Genomic DNA, 18,766 nt, shown 5'->3' with positions numbered 1-18,766 from the left:
CATCATCCGGAACAGTGTCATGAATTTGCCTCTCCCCTGCCCGCTCATCGAGATTTCTGGCACCCCGTTTGAACGCGGTCAACAATATGGCGAACAGGCATCCGAACGCATCCTCAAGGGTATTGACCATTATAAGAGCCAACTGCACTCGTCCGGCCTCAAGGATGACGATCTCGCGACGATGATCGACCGTTTTGCCGGCGCGATCGAAGACTACGGCAGCCAATACATTGAGGAAATGAAAGGTATCGCGCATGCGGTAAACGAGGAGCTTACCGCAATCCTGCTGCTGAATGCCCGGACGGAAATCCTCAAGCTGGCGCGGCGTCGGGAAACAGGCCAGGAGGATTTCATTCAGTCCGATGGCTGCACCGGCGTTTTCATCATGCCCTCTGCCAGCCAAGACAACACGTTCATTCACGCCCAGAACTGGGACTGGAAGGCAGAATGCGCAGAGACGGCGGTCGTGCTCAAGGTCAAGCGTGAGGATGGCCCCGACTTCATCACCTTCACGGAAGCAGGCGGCCTCGCCCGCACCGGCTTCAACTCCGCCGGCATCACAATCAGCGGCAATTATCTGGAGACCGAACGCGATTATCGGGAATTAGGCGTTCCGCTCGCCATCATCCGTCGCAGGGTGCTCGAACAAGACCAGCTGGCCATGTCGATGCAAGCCGTCTACGGGACACGCAAGTCTGCATCAAACAATATGATGATCGGCCACGCACACGGTATCGCTATAGATTTCGAATGCGCCCCTGACGAGACTTTCCTCGTCCATCCGGATAATGGCATACTCGTTCACGCGAACCACTTCCAGAGCCCGGTCGCCCTGTCAAAGCTGCTGGACAAGGGCGTCTTCAACATGCCTGACAGCCTGTATCGGGACCTGCGCGTGCGCCAGTTACTGGAACCGCATAATGGGCAGATCAATACAGATACCGTCAAGAACGCGCTGTCGGATATGTTCGAGACACCCTACTCGGTATGCCGTCCGCCGCGAAAATCGCCGCTTTCCAACAATCAGTCAGCCACGGTCGCCATGATCATCATGGTCCCTGGTGAAGGTCAGATCGAAGTTGCGCTGCTTCCGGCCCTCGGTGCTCATTTCTGGAGATATAGCCTCGACATGCAGGTGAAGCCGATCCAGCAGCCTTCTCAGGCACGAACGAACGCGGCCTGATCAAAAAACTATAAGGGAACAAAAACGGGAGCTTCCGATGAAATACCTCAACTTTCTGACGATGACTGCAATAACGGCAGCGCTGGCTACAATGACGGTGAGCGCGTCGGCTCAGGACAAAATGCTGCGCGTGCGGTTGAACGCGGACATTCGCTCGACCGATCCGGGGGTAAACCGTGACGCGAACAGCGATGCTGTCGTTCTTCACATGGTCGAGGGCCTTGTGGGATACCGCGACGACGCATCTGTTGCCCCACTCCTCGCAAAATCGATCGAAATTTCGGAAGACGGTAAGACATACACATTCAAGCTGCGAGAGGACCTCAAGTTCAGCAATGGCGAGACGCTGACCTCCGCCGATGTGCTAAGCTCCTGGCAGCGCTACACGGATCCCAAAACCGCCTGGCGCTGCCTCAAGGACGTTACTGGCTCAGGCGTTGCCAGCGTCACCAATGTCGCGGCTCCGGACGCATCGACCGTCGTCTTCACCCTGGAAAAGCCGACGGCACTTTTCCTGACAACGTTGGCGCGTACCGATTGTGGCGGAACCGGTATCTACCACAAGAGTTCGCTCGACGCCGAAGGCAAGTGGGTGAAGCCGGTAGGCACCGGGCCCTTCATGCTGCAGGAATGGCGCAGTGGCCAGTATGTGCAGCTTGCCGCCAATCCCAACTATCAGTCTCCCGGTGGTGAACGCACCGGTTATGTCGGCGATAAAGCGCCCAAGGTGGATGCTGTTCGCTTCATGATCATCCCCGACGATGCCGCGGCGAAGGCGGCTATCTCCTCCGGAGACATCGACGTGCTGGCGGATGTCAACAATGCCGACATCGACGAGATGACGTCGAATGGCAATATTAAGGTGGACAAGGTTGCCGCCATGGGCCTGACCGCGCTTCTGTTTCAGACACGCGACCCGCTCCTGCAAGACGCGCGTATCCGTCAGGCAATCATGTTATCGCTCGATATTCCGCAAATCACCGAGGCCCTGACGAACGGTCAGTCGGCCGCAAGTGCATCCGTCATACCTGTGCCGAGCCCATATTACGGCTCAGTCCAAAAGGAAGTGCCCGGGCGCAATATAGACGAAGCCAAGAAACTTCTTGCCGAAGCAGGCTATAGCGGCCAACCGATAAAATGGCTCGCCACCAAGCACTACCCGTCACTCTTCGACGCAGCAGTACTCGCTCAAGCCATGGCGCAGGAAGCCGGGATCAATATCGAGGTGGAAACACTCGACTGGGCGACTTTGCTCGACCGGTACACAACCGGCAATTACAGCGCCATGTCGTTCACCTATTCCGCACGTCTTGATCCTTCTCTGTCATATGACATGGTCAGCGGCAACAAGGACAAGAGCGCCAACAAGGTCTGGGATAATCCTGAGGGCCTGAAATTGATCGCGGAAAGCACCTCGATCACCGACAAGGCAGACCGCCAGGCGATTTTTGACAAGCTTGAAGGCATGATCCGGGCCGATCTTCCCATCATTCCGCTCTATTCCGGTACTCGTATCGGAGCGGTTCGGTCGAATGTGGAAGGCTACAAGACCTGGCCCGTTGGCTACGCACGCTTGTGGGGCGTTTCCTTCACCCAGGGCAATTAAGTCCATGAACGCTCTTGGGAAATATATCGGCAAGCGTCTGTTATGGACGCTTCCGACCTTGCTGCTCGTGGCGTTGATGGTGTTTTTCCTGGTCCGGATGATACCCGGCGACCCCGCACTGCTCATCCTTGGAGACGATGCAAGCGCCGAAGAAATTGCCTGGTTGCGCGCCAGCCTTGGCCTCGATCAGCCGGTACCACTTCAGTTCCTGTATTGGCTGGGTAATGTTGTTCAGGGGGATCTAGGAAACTCGATTTCCAACGGCGCTCCGATCCTGCCGCTGATGCTCGATCGTTTTCAGGTCAGCGCCACTATCGTGCTTGTCGCCGTTGGACTTGCGACGCTTATCGCCATCCCGGCCGGCCTGATCGCCGCGTGGCGCCAGAACGAGCATCTGGACGTGGTGATCGTCGCCGTCTCGACATTACTAATGTCGGTCCCGAGTTTTTGGCTGGGCCTTGTGTTCCTTTTGATATTTGGCCTCAATTTCGGCTGGCTGCCGGTTGTCGGTTTTGTCCCATTCAGCGAGAACCTCTGGGCTGCGATCACCTATGTGATTTTGCCTATCATGACGCTGATGCTGATCGAAGTCGGCGTTCTGACACGCATGATGCGTGCCAGCGCCATCGAAATCCTGCGGCTCGAATATGTCATGCACGCCCGCGCCAAGGGCCTCTCGGAGCGCAGGGTCCTGCTCCGCCACGTGTTACCCAACGCGTTCGCACCGACCTGGACGATGATTGGTCTCGTTCTCGGTGGCCTGCTGGGCGGGATCGCCGTGCTGGAAACCGTCTTCACCTTGCCGGGGCTAGGCCGCCTGCTCGTCGACGCGATCTTCGCGCGCGACTATCCGGTGGTACAGGGATGTCTGTTGTTCACTGCCGTGATCTACGTAATCGTCAATCTGATCGTCGATCTCTGCTATCCACTATTCGATCCGCGGGTAACAGCGTCATGATCAGGAAGCCTGCAAACATGATCATCGGGGCTGTCCTGCTGATTTTCATCGGCGGCACGGCGCTCGTCGCCCTCTTCTGGACACCGTATGATCCGGCCGCAATCAAGCTCGCCTCCCGCTTGAAGCCGCCGTCGGCGCAATTCTGGCTCGGCACTGATGAATTCGGCCGAGACGTCCTCTCGCGCTTGATGACCGGAGCCGTGCAGAGCATGACTGTCGCCATATTGACTGTTGCATTTGCTATTATTGTCGGAACTATCACCGGACTCATTGCCGGGTACACGCGAGGCGTAGTGGACCGGATACTTATGGTATTCAGCGACGCACTTCTTGCCTTTCCCGGGACGCTCCTGGCACTGGGCCTGATGGTGATCTCGGGCCCTAACAAATATGGCATCATCCTGGCCCTGGGCATTGCCTTTGCCCCCTCGGTCTTGCGCGTGGTTCGCGCCAGCGTTCTGTCTGCGCGCGAGCGGGAATATGTCGAGGCCTCCCGCGTTATCGGCAACTCCGAGATCGCCACCATGTTTCACCATGTACTGCCCAACTGCACCGCACCGATCGTGGTTCTCGCCACCTCGATGTTCGGATGGGTGGTTCTGGCAGAAAGCGGCCTTAGCTTCCTCGGCCTTGGCGTGCCGCCACCTGCGCCGACCTGGGGCAACATGCTCTCGGCCGCCCGAACCTATATCGAAAGAGCACCCTGGCTCGGTCTCGCCCCTGGCATCTGTATCTCTCTAACCTTGCTCGGCATCAACCTGCTCGGAGACGCCCTGCGTGATCGCTTCGACCCGAGAATGGAGCAAAAGTGATGACTGTAGACACCTCCCCTCCACTGCTTAGCGTCCGAGGCTTGCATATCACCACCTCAAGCGGCTTCCCGATCCTGCAAGACCTCTCGTTCGACGTCGAGGCCGGCAGCATCGTTGCGCTCGTCGGCGAAAGTGGAAGCGGCAAGACCGTGGCAGCCCGCGCTTCCATGCGACTTCTGCCCAAGGCAATCAAAGCTACGTCCGGGGAGATAATATTCCAGGGTCGCGACGTGCTGAAAATGTCGGATACAGAAATCCGCGGACTCCGGGGCGCGGAGATCGGCATGGTCTTTCAGGAGCCGATGGTGTCCCTTAACCCGGCGCTGACGATCGGCGCCCAACTCATCGAGGGACTGCGACTGCACGAGAAGATCAGCGTCAAATCGTCGCTAGAGCGCGCCACTGAAATGCTGGCGCGGGTCAGTATCCCGAATCCTGAAGCTTGCCTTGCCGCCTACCCGCATCAGTTTTCCGGCGGCATGCGCCAGCGCATCATGCTCGCCTCAGTCATGCTCTTAAGGCCGAAGCTTCTTATCGCGGATGAACCGACGACAGCTCTCGACACACTGACGCAGCGAGAAGTCATGGAAACCATGGTCGATTTGACCCGCACCTCTGGAACTGCGGTTCTTTTGATCACCCATAATCTTGGCCTCGTTGCCCAGTATGCAAAAAACGTCATTGTTCTTGAGCGTGGCAAATTGATCGAAAGGGGTTCGGTTGAAGAGGTTCTCCGTCGCCCCAAGGAACAATATACACGCACCCTGATCGAGGCGTTGCCGAAGCGCGATCATGAACGTCAACCGCTGGCCTACAGGCCACCGTTGATCGAGGCCCGTAATGTGGAAGTGACCTTCTCCGGCGCCGGCAACATGTTCAGTGCAGCCGAGAAGAAGCTTGCCGTAAAAGGAGTGTCTCTTGGCGTGCAACCGAGTGAGGTCGTCGCTTTAGTTGGCGGCTCGGGCTCGGGCAAGACGACGCTTGGGCGAGCGATGCTCGGCCTGCTTCCCCTCTCGGGCGGAGACATTTATTTCCGTGATCGGTCCATGGCGTCTGCCGACAAAGCAGCCGCGCGTGATTTTCGACTACAATGCCAGCTAATCTTCCAGGATCCCTATTCCTCGCTCGACCCGCGCCAAACGATTTTCGACATAGTAGCCGAACCGTTGAAACATGGCCCAAAGCTTGGTCGCTCCGAAAAGGCAGAACGAGTAAAGGAGATGCTAAACAAGGTTGGCCTGGCCGCCCTCGCCGATCGCTATCCCCATGCCTTGTCAGGCGGGCAACGGCAACGGGTGGCGATCGCTCGCGCCGTCATTCGCAATCCCGCATTTGTCGTTGCGGATGAACCTGTCTCGGCCCTCGACATGACGATCCAGAAACAGGTTCTCGATCTTTTACGCCGGTTGCAGGAAAATCATGGCTTTGCCTGCCTCTTCATAAGTCATGATCTCGGCGCTGTATCCCGCATCGCCGACCGCATCATCGTCTTGCAGCAAGGTCTGATCGTTGAGGAGGGGAGCACGGGCAACGTTCTGGATAATCCGCAACATGCGTATACGCAGGCCTTGCTCGAGGCAACGCCGACGCTCCGCATCGCTGCATGAGCAGGCGCTGGCGCGAAAGGATCCATCATGAAAAACGCTGAAACGGTATGGGCCATCGTCGACGAAAAAAGCCCGGCCTTCTTTGATCTCAGCGACCGTGTGTGGGACATGGCGGAAATCAACTATGAGGAAGTCAGGTCCTCGGGGGAGCATCTGCGCCTGTTGGAGGCAGAAGGTTTCCGGATCGAGCGAGGCGTTGCCGGCATTCCGACCGCGATCATGGGCGAGGCCGGCGAAGGTGGCCCTGTCATCGCGATCCTGGGCGAGTATGATGCCTTGCCGGGCTTGAGTCAGGAGGCGGGGGTTGCCGAGCAACGCCCGCTCATTGCCGGAGGTCATGGTCATGGGTGCGGCCACAACCTCCTTGGGGCTGGCTCCATGCTGGCAGCCGCCGCGGTGAAGGACTTTCTGGCGGCAGGTGGTCTGGCAGGACGCGTGCGCTACTATGGCTGTCCGGCAGAGGAAGGCGGTTCCGCCAAGGGCTTCATGGTCCGAGCCGGGATCTTCGACGACGTCGATATCGCCATGTGCTGGCACCCAGCGGCGTTTACCGGCGTCAACAACCCGGTCTCACTGGCCTGCAGCGAAATGAATTTCCATTTTTCCGGGCGAGCATCCCATGCAGCCGCGACGCCCCATCTTGGCCGAAGCGCCCTTGACGCAGTGGAACTGATGAATGTCGGCATCAATTTTCTGCGCGAGCACATGCCCACGACTGCCCGCATTCATTATGCGATTACCGATGCAGGCGGCTCGGCCCCGAACGTGGTGCAGGCGAACGCCACCGTTCGTTATCTCGTGCGCGCCAGAAAGCTTCCCGAGCTTCTTTCCCTGGTCGCTCGCGTCAAACGCGTGGCGGAAGGTGCAGCCTGGATGACCGAAACGACCATGCGGCAGGAAATCATTTCGGGGGACGCGAACCTGATGGGCAACGAGCCGCTAGAAAGATGCATGCAGAACCAGCTCGAACGGCTCGGTCCGGCGATTTTCAGCGAAGATGACAAGGCGACGGCACGCAAGTTTCAGGCGACGTTTACTCCGGAAGACATCGCCTCCTCCTATGCCCGCTTCCAGGTTCAACCAAAGAAGGACGCGCCGCTCTGCGACCTCATCGTGCCGCTCTATGCCGGTGACAGCACGATCGTCGGCTCAACCGATGTAGGCAGTGTCAGCTGGGTTGTGCCGACAGTGCAGATGCGCGGCGCGACTTATGCGATCGGAACGCCCGGCCATTCCTGGCAGCTCGTCGCCCAGGGCAAGCTGCCAGCCGCCCATAAAGGTATGGCCCATGCCGCTAAGGCCATGGCGGCAACGGCCGTTGAGCTCTTCCTCAATCCCATGCTTGTCGAGGAAGCCAAGGCAGACCTTCAGGCGCGACTGGATGACAACCCGTTCATTAACCCTATTCCCGACGATGTGATGCCGCCGATACCCACACAAACGGCGGCTAGGCCGTGACCGGCTCATCCCTCACATTCCCCAAAGACGAAGACGAGACGATAATGGACACACTGCACCTCGGCGCCAATTCCCTGGAATCCTATTGGATGCCCTTCACTGCCAATCGGGATTTCAAGAGAAATCCCGAGCTCGTAACGGGCGCGTCTGGTATGTATTATACAACGCGTGACGGTAAGCCGCTGCTTGACGGCATTGCTGGTCTCTGGTGTGTCAACGCCGGGCACGGTCATCCTAAAATTGTCGAAGCGATCCAGAAACAGGCCGCGCAGCTGGACTTCGCGTCATCCTTCGGCTTCGGACACCCGCTGGCGTTCGAATATGCGAACCGTCTCATCTCGGTCGCGCCGGAAGGTCTCGACCATGTTTTCTTCACCAATTCCGGGTCAGAAGCCACAGATACAGCGCTGAAGCTCGCTCTCGCCTATCATCACGCTCGTGGCCAGGGGCAACGCCAGCGCATCATCGGACGCCAGCGCGGCTATCATGGCGTTGGCTTCGGCGGCCTTTCCGCTGCGGGTATGGGGCCCCACAAAAGACAGTTTGGCATGCTTCTTCCCGGCGCCGCACATATGCCGCACACACACGATCCATCCCGTAATGCCTTCAGCCTTGGCCAGCCCGCCCATGGTGCGGAGATCGCCGATACTCTGGAGCAGATGCTGCAGACATATGATCCGTTAACCGTAGCCGCCGTTATCGTCGAGCCGGTAGCCGGCTCAACCGGCGTGCTTGTGCCGCCCATTGGGTACCTGGAAAGGTTGCGCGATATCTGCACACGTCATGGCATTCTGCTGATCTTCGACGAGGTTGTGACGGGTTTTGGTCGTCTCGGTCATGCATTTGCTGCCCACCGATTCAACGTGACCCCCGACCTGATAGCCATTGCCAAAGGTATGACGAACGGCGCCGTTCCTATGGGTGGCGTCATCACCTCGGGCGAAATCTATCACACACTCATGGACAGCGCAGCGCATGGCGCAGTGGAATTATCGCACGGCTACACCTATTCCGGCCATCCGCTCGCGTCAGCCGCTGCACTTGCGGCTCTCAACGTCTATATCGAAGAAGGCGTATTCGAGCACGCCGCTGCGATCGAACCTCTCTGGCAGAACCGTGTCCATGAAATGAAAGGGCTGCCAGATGTCGTCGACATCCGTAACCTCGGGCTCCTGGCCGGTATCGAACTGGGCACAGATGTCGCAAATGGTAAAGCTATCGCCAAGAAGGTCTATGACTACTGCTTCGAACGTGGCGTCCTGATCCGCCCCGTGGCCAACACTATCGTTCTGTCTCCGCCGCTCATCATCTCAGAAGAGGAGATCGATGTGCTGTTTTCGACGCTCGCAGCCGCGCTTGAAGCCGCTGGAAGCCAGCTTTGATATGCAGAGCACATTCGTGAGCCGTGAAAATCCATCGCCCGCGATAGATGAACAGAAGGAGTTTACAAGGTCGCTGCCGCATCCCCGGGGGTATTTTGCGATCACCGGCCCATGGCGCGCATGATCAGCGCCTTGGCGTCGCGGCTGTTCCATTCAGCCGGGCCGTTCATGGAACCGATGAGGCAACCCTCCCTGTCTACCAGAAGCGTGACCGGCAGGCCCAGCGCAAGCCCCCTGCTCTTCAACTCGTTGAAGATGCCCAGCGTATTGTCGCGATAATAGGCAAGGTTCTTGTTGCCGATCTCACGCAGGAAGCCCTTCGGCTTTTCGTCTCCGCCCGTGTCTACATTAACGGCGATGACGGAAAAATCCTTGCCGCCGAGATCTCCTTGCAGCGCATCGAGTGCCGGCATTTCGGCCCGGCACGGGGCGCACCACGTCGCCCACAGATTGACGAGCAGGGTTTGATCGCGCAAATCGCCGATCTTCATAGGATCACCTTCCGGCGAGTTGAAGGACAGGTCACCGACCGCCTGCACCGGATCGGCCGCGAGCATGGCTGCAACCTCGCCCTGCGCTGTCTTTGCAATTTCAGCCAGCTCGCCCGAACGCAGCAGGCACGCCTTGTCTTCTTCGCTCCCTGTTTCGGCAACGGTGACGACCGGTGGAGGCGTAGACGGCGAAGAAGTGCCCGCAATCTGGTTGCCAGAAGGCGCTTCATTGACATATACCGCGACTGCCCCTGCCGAGAGACCAGCAACCGCGGCAAGGATTGCGAGGGTAGCAGGGGTAAGCTTCTTGAAGATCATAATTCACCAGTCACGTAATTTTCTAAAGCGCGGGTTAGCACGATGAAGGACGACAGACAAAGCAACGCGATGTGGGGCGGCCGCTTCGCTTCCGGACCTGCTGCTGTCATGGAAGCAATCAATGCCTCCATCGATTTCGACAAGAAGCTCTACACCCAGGACATTCGCGGTTCGTTAGCCCACAGCGCAATGCTGGCAGAAACCGGCATAATTTCGGCAGAAGATCAAAAGAAAATCGCCGATGGCCTCAACACAATTCTGTCAGAAATCGAGGAAGGACGTTTCACGTTCTCGCGCAAGCTCGAAGATATTCACATGAACATCGAGGCCCGGCTTGCCGAACTGATCGGCCCCGCTGCCGGACGCCTGCACACGGCACGCTCCCGCAACGATCAGGTAGCCGTCGACTTCCGTCTCTGGGTGAAGGAAGAGCTGATCCGCACGCGCGAAGCGCTGCGTGCTCTGATCGAAGCGTTTGTGACTCGCGCCGAGGAACACGCGGCGACCGTTATGCCGGGTTTCACCCATCTGCAAACCGCGCAACCGGTCACTTTCGGTCATCATTGCATGGCCTATGTCGAAATGTTCGGACGTGATCTTTCGCGCGTCAATGACGCGATCGAGCGCATGGACGAGAGCCCGCTCGGTGCCGCTGCCCTCGCCGGAACCGGCTTCCCCATCGATCGCCATCGGACGGCGAAGTCTCTCGGCTTCCGTGAGCCAACCCGCAATTCGCTCGATAGCGTTTCCGATCGTGATTTCGCGCTGGAGTTTCTCTCCCTCGCCTCGATCTGCGCCATGCATCTGTCGCGTCTGGCTGAAGAAATCGTGATCTGGTCAACTCCGCAATTCGGCTTTATCCGCCTGTCCGATTCGTTCTCGACCGGTTCCTCCATCATGCCGCAGAAAAAGAACCCGGATGCGGCCGAACTCGTGCGCGCCAAGACAGGCCGAATCAATGGCGACCTGATTGCGCTCCTGACCGTGATGAAGGGCCTGCCATTGTCCTATTCGAAGGACATGCAGGAGGATAAGGAAACGGTGTTCGACGCAGCCGAAGCGCTCGATCTGGCCATTGCCGCCATGACCGGCATGATTTCCGACATGGAAGTTCAGAAAGCGGCGATGAAGAAGGCCGCGGGCTCTGGCTATTCGACCGCGACGGATCTTGCCGACTGGCTGGTGCGCGAGGCGGGTCTTCCCTTCCGCGACGCCCACCATGCAACAGGCCGTGCGGTAGCGCTGGCCGAGACAAAAAAGGTCGGGCTCGAGAAGCTCACGCTCGACGAGCTGCAGGGTATCAACCCGGCGATTACCAACGCAATTTTCGACGTGCTGAGCGTCGATGCGTCCGTGCGCTCACGCGCCTCCTTCGGCGGAACGGCTCCACAGGAAGTGCGCAAGCAAATTCGTTACTGGAAAAAGCGCCTGAAAAAGGCTTGATTGGCCGTGCTCGTTTATCGTGATCGGATCAGACTCATGAAATTTCGTACAACTGCTACCCTCGCCGTTCTGATGGCTGTCATTGCCGTGACGGCGTGCGGACGCAAGAACGCGCCGATCACGCCCTACGAGGCCGGCATGGAAGCACGCCGACAGGCGGAGAAGAACAACGAGCCGCTGCCACCAGAGCCGAAGAAACCGGTGGCCGACCGTCCCTTCATCCTCGACAAGCTTATCTGATCCGGATTTTCCCAGTGCATCACTTTGACTATCGCGACGGCGTGCTCCATGCCGAAGATGTCTCCATTCCGGCGATTGCTGCGGAAGTAGGAACGCCCTTCTACATCTATTCCCGCGCCACTCTGGAGCGCCATTACACCGTTTTCTCGGAAGCATTTTCGAGCCTGGACGCGATGGTCTGCTACGCGATGAAGGCGAATTCCAACCAGGCCGTGCTGACAATCCTGGCCAATCTCGGGGCGGGCGCCGATGTCGTCTCGGAGGGCGAGCTGCGACGCGCGCTGAAGGCTGGCATTCCCGCTTCGAAGATCCTCTTCTCCGGCGTAGGCAAGAAAGCCAGCGAAATTGATTTTGCTCTGAAGGCCGGCATCTGCTGCTTCAACGTAGAATCCGAACCGGAACTTGAGCTGCTTTCGGCTCGCGCCACGGCTCTTGGGATTCATGCTCCAGTATCGCTGCGCATCAATCCGGATGTCGACGCCAAGACGCACAAGAAGATTTCCACGGGCAAATCCGAAAACAAGTTCGGCATTCCCTATATCCATGCCCGCGAGGTCTATGTGCGAGCGGCGAGCCTGCCAGGCATCAAGGTGACCGGCATCGATATGCATATTGGCAGTCAGATCACCGATCTCCAGCCCTTTGACGACGCGATCGCGCGCCTTTGCGAACTGGCGACCAGCCTTCGCGACGAGGGCGTTCCTATCGAGCATGTCGATCTCGGCGGCGGTCTCGGCGTACCTTACAACCCCTCTCAGCCTTTGCCGCCGCTGCCAACCGCCTATGCGGAAATCGTGCGAAAGCACATGGAGCCGATGGGACTGAAGGTCTTTTTCGAGCCTGGCCGTCTGATCGCTGCCAATGCCGGCCTTCTTGTCAGCGAAGTCGTCTTCCTGAAGAAGGGCGACGGCAAGAACTTCCTAATCGTCGACGCTGCGATGAACGATCTCATCCGCCCTACGCTCTACGAGGCGTTCCATGAGATTAGGCCGGTAGTCGAGAAGGGTGGCGAGACGATCACAGTCGATGTCGTCGGACCCGTCTGTGAGACGGGCGACTATCTCGGCCTTGAGCGCGCTCTTCCCGCTTTGACGAGCGGTGAGCTGATCGCCGTCTTCACGGCGGGTGCCTACGGTGCAGTGCAGGCCTCGACCTATAATACCCGCCCACTCGTGCCGGAAGTGCTGGTCGATGGCGACCGCTTCCATGTCATCCGTTCGCGTACCGATTATGACGCGCTGATCGGGCTGGATTCCGTCCCCTCCTGGCTCTGAGCTGCCCTCGCGCATTAAGAGACCCAAATCATCTTTTTGTGTGCGCCTCGCCTTCGCCTGATTTGCGCTTAGTCTTGGTTCTATGGCAATCTACGAGCCATGATCCGCCAGACCGAGGAACCGATGCCCGGACCGCAAGCGCAAGACGGAAAAGTCAAGGACGCAAAACTGGCGCGCATGCGTGTGTCGGTTGGTGCCGTCATGATTTTCGAGCGCCTCTGGCCGCTTGTCGTCCCGCCCCTCATCATTGTCAGCACCTTTATCTCGCTCTCGTGGTTCGGGCTGTTCTGGCGGTTGTCCGACTGGCCGCGCATCGGCATCGGCCTTACCCTTGCCGCCGTCTTTCTTGCAGCGCTCTGGCCGCTGCGGAAATTCAGCAGACCCACGCGCGAGGAAATCGAACGCCGCATCGAGCGCGCCAATGCACTGAAGCATCGCCCTATAGCCACGCAGACCGATCGCATTGCTGGCGTAGCTGCCAAGGACGGTTTCGCCCAGGCGCTGTGGGCGGAGCACCAGCGCCGTCTACGCGAAGGGGTGGACAGTCTGCATGGGGATCTGCCGAGTACAAAAATGGCCGAGCGCGACCCCTATGGTATTCGAGCCGGCGCGCTTCTGGTTCTTGTCATCGCCTTTGCATTTTCCTACGGCCCCAATGCGGGATCGCTGACAGACGTGTTCCGCTATTCAGGCGGTCCGGCAAATGTGGAACGTCGCATTGATGCGTGGGTCACACCGCCCGGCTACACGGGGCGCCCTGTCATCTACCTGACAGCTCAAGCCAATAGAGAAAAAACGGAATTTTCCGTACCGGCAGGCAGCATGCTGAGTGTACAGGTCGGGGGCGGAACGGGCGCTGAGCGCCTTGCCATCTCTCCAGACTCCGGCGAGACGGTCGAAATCGAGAATGAGATGAGCCAGAGCGGCACGACAAATACCGCCTCGCGCGGCGCCCGCTTCAACACCCCGGTGGCCCACGATTCAGCTGCCCAACTTTCCAGCGGCATGCGCGGCCTCCAGAGCTGGAGCTTCAAAGTCATCCCGGACAAGGCTCCTACGATTGCCTTTGACGGCGAGCCACACCGCGCCCGCAACGGCACGCTCGAAATTCCCTATATCGTCAAGGATGACTATGGGGCCGTGAAGGGCCATGTGCAATTCGATCTGGCAGAGCCCGTCGACGGCGCGCGACCGCTCTTCGAGGCACCGGAACTGGCGCTCGGCGTGCCGCGTCGTGGTGAAGAAAAAGCACGTGTCCGAAAGGATCTGACCGAGCATGTGTGGGCCGGCGCCGATGTAAACATCGTTCTTTCCGTGAGCGACGGCGCCGAACAGGAAGGCCTCACACAGCCGCTTCGCATTACCATGCCCCAGCGCCCCTTCTCCAACCCGCTGGCGCGCGCGGTGCTTGAGCAGCGCCGCCTGCTTGGAATGGACGCCAACGCCAGGCATCGCGTTCTGACACTGATGGACGCGATGATGCTGCGCCCCGACGACACAATCAACAATACACAAAACTTTCTCCTGCTCGCCAGCGCACGTGCACGGCTCAGCCAAGCCCATAGCGACGACGCCCTACGCGACGTCGTCGCCTATTTGTGGTCGATTGCCAACCAGATCGAGTCCGGCTCCATGTCGGATGCGCAACAGCGTCTTTCTCAAGCACAGCAGGCACTGCGCGAAGCCTTGCAGAATGGCGCGTCGGACGAGGAAATCAGCCAACTTATGCAGGAACTGCGACAGGCGATGAATGAGTTCATGCAGGAACTGGCGCGCCAGGCTATGCAGAATCCCAATTCCCAGCAACAGGCATCGCCCGACGCGCAAATGCTGTCGCAACGCGACCTCGAGCGCATGCTTGACCAGATGGAAAACCTGGCAAAATCCGGCGCGCGCGATCAGGCCGAACAGATGCTGTCGCAACTTGAAAACATGCTCAACAATCGCCAGGCCGGCCAGCCACAACAAGGTCAGGGTGGCGAACAAAACGCAATGCGCCAGAGCATGGACGAACTTGGGCGTCTGCTGCGCGAGCAGCAGCAACTAATGGATGAGACCCATCGTCAAGGACAGCAAGGTCCGGGGCAACAGGGTCAAGACCAGCAAGGCCAGGGAGAACAGGGCGAGGGCCAGCAGCCCGGTCAAGGCGAAGGTGAGGCCCGGGAAGGTCAGCAGCCTGGCCAGGGAAGCGGATATGGGGATCTGCAAAGCCGCCAGAACGGGATACAGCGCGGTCTTTCGGAACTGACGGAAAAACTGCGACAGCAGGGGATCGAACCGGGTGAAGGGTTCGGCGAAGCAGATGGCGCGATGGGACAGGCAGGCGAGGCGCTTGGCCAGGAGCAGAGCGAACGAGCAGTCGGCGAGCAAGGACGCGCCATGGAAGCGATGCGCCGCGGCGCCCAGGACATGATGCAGCAGATGCAACAGGCCCAGCAAGGGCAGGATGGACCTTCGGGACAGGCGGGCAACCGAAACCCGTCCGACCGAGATCCCCTGGGCCGTCCGCGCGCAACCACCGGTCCGCAATTTGACAGCGGTGTGGAAATTCCCGACGAGATCGATGTGCAGCAGGCTCGCCGCATACTCGAGGAAATCCGCAAGCGCCTCGGCGACGCGTTGAGCCCGCAGCTGGAGCGCGAATATCTGGAACGCCTGCTGCGAATGGAATAATTTCCCCGGCGATCATATCCGTCGCACCAGCCTCATCCTGATTTGGATTGCGCAAGATAAGGTGGGTCATTATTTATCTTGTCGGTGCATACGCCAATTCAGAACTGGGGCATCCGCATGACAATGCATGATCCAATCGCACAGCCGTCCGCTGCCGGACGCTGGCAGACATTGAAGGTGCTGACCGCCGGCACACATGAAACGCTCGACAAGCGCATCATGGCCGCGCGCCCCTTTGAAAATCAGGAGCGCTACGCTCTGTTTCTCGTCATCCAGCACCGTTTTCATCAGGCTATCGATACCTACTATGATGACGCGACACTGAACGCGCTGATCGAGGACCTGTCGCGTCGCAAACGCCTCGATCTGATCGCGCAGGACCTGGCCGATCTGGGAAAGATGCTCCCCTCCCCTTCCGAACCTGCCGACGCAGTCGACCCGGCGGAAAAACTCGGCTGGATTTACGTCGCAGAAGGTTCCAATCTCGGTGCTGCCTTTCTGTTGAAGGCGGCGGCTGCCATCGGTCTGAACGCCGCGCATGGTGCACGCCACCTCGCTGCCCATCCCGATGGACGCGGCAAGCATTGGCGTAGCTTCACGACGGTCCTGGATTCGCTTGCGTTCTCGCCCGAGCAGGACGATCTGGTATGCCAGGGCGCGGTCAAAGCCTTCCAGTATGTGCATCGCCTGACCGACGAAACGTACGACGCAATGGCTGGCTGATATCATGTCTGATCCGAGCGGCGCGCGACCGGCAAAATTCCGTGCCCTCTTCCTTCTACTCGGTCTGCTTATGGTCGCATTCGGCGTGATCGGCGCCTTTTTACCGATAATGCCCTCCACGATTTTTTTTATCGTCGCCGTCTGGGCTTTCGGCCGGTCTTCACCGAAACTCGAAACCTGGCTGCTGGATCATCCACGCTTCGGGCCACCGCTGCTGCGCTGGCAAAAACACGGCGCAATCTCTCCCGCCTCCAAACGTCTCGCCTGTGCAGGCATCGCCTTCGGCTATCTAGTCTTTTTCGTCACAGTCGGGCCGGATGTCTGGTTGGCTTTGGTCGTCGCGACCTTCATGCTAGGCTGTACCGTCTTCATCCTGACCCGACCATCCGGCGTGGCTGGCTGACGCGAAGCTTAGCCGAAGCAAATCCTGTTCTTTCACTTGGTCCATAATGTGGATCGAAAAATAGTGCGCGTATGCTTGCGCCATATGACTTTCTATGCCACCACTTAGCTTATGGAGATTTACAGGTTCATGTGATGGACCTGAGAAGTCGGCGGTCCAAGGGGAGTTGGTCCGCTGTGGGAGGAGTTCCGGATAATTTCGCGGAACGAATGGATTCTTTTGCACGCTCGAAATCCTCATTTCGACGCATGGGTTTGCTTGCCCAAAAAAGAACCGGTCGTGCGGGCGATTCTCCGGAAATGAGGAGGAACCATTATGGCAAATGCCGGTCCGGAGACGATGGAGTTCATCACCGTCGCCGAAACCCCGGAAGCCCACTCGGGCTCCCGCTTTATGCGCCCCGTGGAAGTCGTGTCGGCAATATTACTGGTCGCCATTATCGGCTTGCTGCTTGCCGGCGTCATTTCGCGCTACGTTTTTCACTACCCGGTTATATGGATCGACGAAGCAGCATCGATCGCCTTTCTTTGGCTCGCCATGCTGGGTGCCGCGATCGCCATTGATCGAAGCGAGCATCTACGCCTCACGATCTTCCTCAATTCCTTGGGCGAGAAGGCCAAAGCTTTCGCAGAAACGCTAGGGCTTGTGCTGATCGCCACATTTCTGGGCATTCTCCTGCCGCACGCGGTTGAATATGCCATCGGTGAAATGGATATCACATCCTCGGCGCTCAACATTCCCGTCGGGTACCGCGTATCAGCCCTTGCGGTTGGCATGGCGCTGATGTTGCTCCTGGTCGCGGCGCGCCTGCTCAAGACAGCGAAGCCTGTCGATTTCATCACCTCGGTTGCGTTTGTGGGCGGTATCACGGCGCTACTATGGCTGGTTTCGCCCAGCCTTTCCTCGCTCGGCAACTATAATATCCTGATATTTCTCGTCACTGGCGCCGCTTTCTGCCTGGCGCTCGGAGTGCCCATTGCCTTCTGTTTCGGTATCGGAACACTGGCCTTTTTGAGCTTTACGACTTCCATGCCGCTCGTCGTCATGGTGAGCCGCATGGATGAAGGCATGTCGAGTCTCATCCTGCTCTCGGTTCCCGTCTTCGTATTCCTCGGTTGCATCCTTGATGCGACCGGCATGGGCAAGGCGATCGTCGATTTCCTGGCCTCCATGCTTGGGCATGTAAAGGCAGGCATGTCCTACGTGTTGCTGGGTTCGCTCTTCCTCGTGTCGGGTATTTCCGGCTCGAAAGTTTCGGATATGGCAACAGTCGCCCCCGCGCTTTTTCCGGAAATGAAGCGGCGCGGCCACAAGCCGAAGGAAATGATCGCGCTTCTGTCCACCGGCGCCGCCATGGCCGACACAGTGCCGCCGAGCATCGTATTAATCGTGCTGGGCTCGGTCGCCGGGGTATCGATTGCAGCACTTTTCACTAGTGGTTTCGCCATTGCCATCGTGCTCTTGCTCGTGCTCTGCGCACTTGCGCGTTTCAAGGCTATACGAGAAAGCATGGACGGTGTGCGGCGTCCCTCGCTGGCCATCATCGGCAAGGCGGCGCTTATAGCCGCACCCGCTCTCGTGCTCCCCTTCATCATCCGCTATAGCGTGGCAGGCGGCGTGGCCACGGCGACCGAGGTCTCGACCATCGCCGTAATCTACGCTCTCGTCATCGGCATGGTGCTCTATGGCGGCATCGGTCCGAAAAAAATGTATCGCATGCTCGTTGAAACGGCTGCGATGAGCGGTGCCATCCTGCTCATTCTGGGTACAGCTGCCGCCATGGCCTGGGCGTTGACGCAGACGGGCTTTGCCTTCCAGCTGCGGGACATGATGACGGATTTGCCCGGCGGCTGGTTCACCTTCATGCTCATGTCGATCGTGCTTTTCATGCTGCTTGGCTGCGTTCTCGAAGGTTTGCCGGCTATTGTGTTGCTCGCCCCGATCATGTTCCCGATCGCACGCGCCATCGGCATCAATGACGTGCACTATTCCATGGTCGTCGTAACGGCGATGAATATTGGCCTGATCGCGCCGCCCATCGGCGTCGGCTTTTATATTGCATGCAAGATTGGGAACGTCTCTCCCGACGAAGCCATGGGTGCCATCTGGCCCTATATCGGTGCGCTGATCTTCGGCCTTCTGGCGATTGCCGCCGTGCCGTGGTTCTCCACCGTTCTTCTGTAAGGAATCGTCAG

General features: G+C 58.7%; 15 protein-coding genes. 14 read left to right on the top strand and 1 reads right to left on the bottom strand.

The annotated features are described in order from the left end of the window. Positions 1-19 precede the first annotated feature (19 nt). Genes IE151_RS10520 through aptA form a run of 7 tightly spaced genes read left to right on the top strand, consistent with a single transcriptional unit; the run spans position 20 to position 9,006 of the window. Positions 20-1,183 carry a C45 family autoproteolytic acyltransferase/hydrolase gene (locus IE151_RS10520; protein WP_189489963.1) on the top strand — a complete coding sequence of 388 codons (1,164 nt, stop codon included), beginning with the start codon at positions 20-22 and terminating at the stop codon, positions 1,181-1,183. 37 nt (positions 1,184-1,220) lie between these two features. After that, on the top strand, positions 1,221-2,789 hold the full coding sequence (locus IE151_RS10515) for an ABC transporter substrate-binding protein (RefSeq protein ID WP_189489962.1): 1,569 nt from the start codon (positions 1,221-1,223) through the stop codon (positions 2,787-2,789). 4 nt (positions 2,790-2,793) lie between these two features. Then, complete coding sequence (locus tag IE151_RS10510) at positions 2,794-3,747, top strand: ABC transporter permease (protein WP_189489961.1); 954 nt, start codon at positions 2,794-2,796, stop codon at positions 3,745-3,747. Next, positions 3,744-4,559 carry an ABC transporter permease gene (locus tag IE151_RS10505; RefSeq protein WP_189489960.1) on the top strand — a complete coding sequence of 272 codons (816 nt, stop codon included), beginning with the start codon at positions 3,744-3,746 and terminating at the stop codon, positions 4,557-4,559. Before IE151_RS10510 ends, IE151_RS10505 begins: the two co-directional genes overlap by 4 nt. Then, on the top strand, positions 4,559-6,166 hold the full coding sequence (locus tag IE151_RS10500; RefSeq protein ID WP_189489959.1) for a dipeptide ABC transporter ATP-binding protein: 1,608 nt from the start codon (positions 4,559-4,561) through the stop codon (positions 6,164-6,166). The genes IE151_RS10505 and IE151_RS10500 overlap by 1 nt, the downstream gene beginning before the upstream one ends. 27 nt (positions 6,167-6,193) lie before the next feature. Beyond that, positions 6,194-7,624, top strand: a complete 1,431-nt coding sequence (locus IE151_RS10495; protein ID WP_189489958.1) for a M20 family metallopeptidase — start codon at positions 6,194-6,196, stop codon at positions 7,622-7,624. A 44-nt stretch (positions 7,625-7,668) separates the two neighbouring features. Then, complete coding sequence (gene aptA / locus IE151_RS10490) at positions 7,669-9,006, top strand: omega-aminotransferase AptA (protein WP_210310887.1); 1,338 nt, start codon at positions 7,669-7,671, stop codon at positions 9,004-9,006. A gap of 101 nt (positions 9,007-9,107) precedes the next feature. Here aptA and tlpA read toward each other — a convergent pair whose 3' ends face one another. After that, a complete protein-coding gene (tlpA, locus tag IE151_RS10485) occupies positions 9,108-9,815 on the bottom strand; it encodes a thiol:disulfide interchange protein TlpA (protein WP_189489957.1) in 708 nt (235 codons plus the stop codon). Between the two features lie 42 nt (positions 9,816-9,857). On the opposite strand from tlpA, the gene argH reads away from it, so the two are divergent. From argH to IE151_RS10450, 7 genes are all read left to right on the top strand, one after another. Then, on the top strand, positions 9,858-11,258 hold the full coding sequence (gene argH, locus IE151_RS10480) for an argininosuccinate lyase (protein ID WP_189489956.1): 1,401 nt from the start codon (positions 9,858-9,860) through the stop codon (positions 11,256-11,258). A 36-nt stretch (positions 11,259-11,294) separates the two neighbouring features. Next, positions 11,295-11,498 carry a hypothetical protein gene (locus tag IE151_RS10475; RefSeq protein ID WP_189489955.1) on the top strand — a complete coding sequence of 68 codons (204 nt, stop codon included), beginning with the start codon at positions 11,295-11,297 and terminating at the stop codon, positions 11,496-11,498. Between the two features lie 14 nt (positions 11,499-11,512). Continuing rightward, positions 11,513-12,772, top strand: coding sequence for a diaminopimelate decarboxylase (gene lysA, locus IE151_RS10470; RefSeq protein ID WP_189489954.1), 1,260 nt, complete (start codon positions 11,513-11,515; stop codon positions 12,770-12,772). Positions 12,773-12,871: 99 nt separating this feature from the next. After that, positions 12,872-15,445: a TIGR02302 family protein gene (locus IE151_RS10465; RefSeq protein WP_244636703.1), complete on the top strand. Its 2,574-nt coding sequence runs from the start codon at positions 12,872-12,874 to the stop codon at positions 15,443-15,445. Between the two features lie 117 nt (positions 15,446-15,562). After that, positions 15,563-16,168: a biliverdin-producing heme oxygenase gene (locus tag IE151_RS10460; RefSeq protein WP_189489953.1), complete on the top strand. Its 606-nt coding sequence runs from the start codon at positions 15,563-15,565 to the stop codon at positions 16,166-16,168. Positions 16,169-16,172: 4 nt separating this feature from the next. Beyond that, the gene (locus IE151_RS10455; RefSeq protein ID WP_189489952.1) at positions 16,173-16,571 is read left to right on the top strand and encodes a YbaN family protein; all 399 of its coding nucleotides are present in this window, start codon (positions 16,173-16,175) and stop codon (positions 16,569-16,571) included. Between the two features lie 315 nt (positions 16,572-16,886). Continuing rightward, positions 16,887-18,755 carry a TRAP transporter large permease gene (locus IE151_RS10450; protein ID WP_189489951.1) on the top strand — a complete coding sequence of 623 codons (1,869 nt, stop codon included), beginning with the start codon at positions 16,887-16,889 and terminating at the stop codon, positions 18,753-18,755. Positions 18,756-18,766: the final 11 nt, after the last annotated feature.

This window comes from Limoniibacter endophyticus, from assembly GCF_014652835.1.
Taxonomy (GTDB): domain Bacteria; phylum Pseudomonadota; class Alphaproteobacteria; order Rhizobiales; family Rhizobiaceae; genus Limoniibacter; species Limoniibacter endophyticus.
Note: the sequence above shows the minus strand (reverse complement) of the source record. Positions and strands in the feature narration are given on the sequence as shown.